The 1,403-nt window shown below is 36.2% G+C and carries 1 protein-coding gene and 1 pseudogene; one reads left to right on the top strand and one right to left on the bottom strand.

Annotated elements, in window-relative coordinates; genetic code table 11:
* The first annotated feature begins 350 nt into the window (after positions 1–350).
* Positions 351–983 (top strand): hypothetical protein, encoded by a 633-nt coding sequence (locus EA58_RS20600; protein WP_036757524.1) that lies wholly within the window; start codon positions 351–353, stop codon positions 981–983.
* 27 nt (positions 984–1,010) lie between these two features.
* Here EA58_RS20600 and EA58_RS22255 read toward each other — a convergent pair.
* Positions 1,011–1,153, bottom strand: a pseudogene (locus EA58_RS22255) (IS3 family transposase); the annotation flags it as partial.
* Between the last annotated feature and the right edge of the window lie 250 nt (positions 1,154–1,403).

Raw genomic sequence — 1,403 nt, forward strand, 5'->3', positions numbered from 1 at the left:
AGCATAGGGGAAGTGGACATTACATAAATCGATGGAAATAATCAGGAACTTACGTTCTGATCGACTACATCAGTTAATTATTTGAGTCCTATGCCAAACCCGGTTAGTTAAAACCGTTCACCTTAACGCGGTTTGTTTTTGTCTTAAATACGAAACAAAGCCGCGGCAATCCTGTCTAAAAATAACTTTAATTGGACTAGAATTAAATTTGAGATTTAAATAATCTGTTATTCAGATGGTATTCAGCCTCATCTTAAAATCATACATCTAATAATGAAATATATTGCATTTACGTGATTGATTTAAATATGCGATGATCATTTATAGTTTTAGGAACTTAGGTGAACTAAATGAAAAAGTTAAGATACCCCCTACTTTACGGCGTTGTTATTGTGCTTGTAACTACTTCATATCCGGTGATTTCTCAGAATTGTAATCAATCATTTTTCATTGATTCTTTAAAAAAAGTACCAGAGTTACCTTTGAGTCCTTTCGCAGGGTGGTCATGTCGAGCTGTTGAAGATTATCGACAATTCTTGTACATAGAAAATAAATCAAAAATCAGTGAAAAAGCTCTCTCGGATTTAGATGAATGGCGCAAGTTACGAGATCAAATTAATAAAAATATAAATAACGCACGGAACAGAATTGAAAATGCGAAATCTGACAGGGAAGTTCAAGCAATAGCAGCAGTCTTACTTCATGAGGTCGGCATGGCCATCAGCGTCTTAGGTTGTTCAACTACGCCAACAGGAATGGGAGCAGTAGCCTGTGTAGGGGGAGTTACGGTAACGAAATTGGGTTTGATCTGGTCGCTAGCAACTATCAATTCGACTCAGGACGCTAGAGAAGCACTTTTAGAATTGCAGCAAACTCTTGAAAAGCATGAAAACCTAAGTCAATCTGAACTCGACGAAGCGCAATCGATTTATGAAGTACAAGCGTTAAAATTATGTGATATAGTTCGTTCGTATTGTAAGTGATGTGTTCCTGTCAAACTGGACACATCATCAAGCGACATTTTGCATTTCGAAGTTAACTGGACTTATATACCAAAGAGCAATGTGCCTTTTCGTTCGATTATAGCCAATCTCTATGTTATCGAAGATCGTTGGGTTTATAATTCTTTAGTAATATTCGGTTCGCATTGGATCACTTAAAATTTCACCCCCGAATTCAACTTTGAGATTTAGTGGGATACTAAAATAGAATTTTAACTCATTTATGGTAATAACAACTTGTTAGAATTTTGGCAAATGGAAACTCTAGGAAATAGGGCAGGGCAAGATCATGAACGTTTTTTGCTCAATTCTAGGTAAAAATTGACCAGACGAATCAATTGTGATCTTATGCTCCTCTTTTGAGGAGTGGCCATGAATATCAATACCATCAAAGAACATTTC

The sequence above is a fragment of the Photobacterium galatheae genome, assembly GCF_000695255.1.
Classification (GTDB): domain Bacteria; phylum Pseudomonadota; class Gammaproteobacteria; order Enterobacterales; family Vibrionaceae; genus Photobacterium; species Photobacterium galatheae.

Bases quoted from the DNA above. Each gene is read 5' to 3' on its own strand.
- EA58_RS20600 (WP_036757524.1), top strand. From the start codon at position 351: ATGAAAAAGTTAAGATACCCCCTACTTTACGGCGTTGTTATTGTGCTT.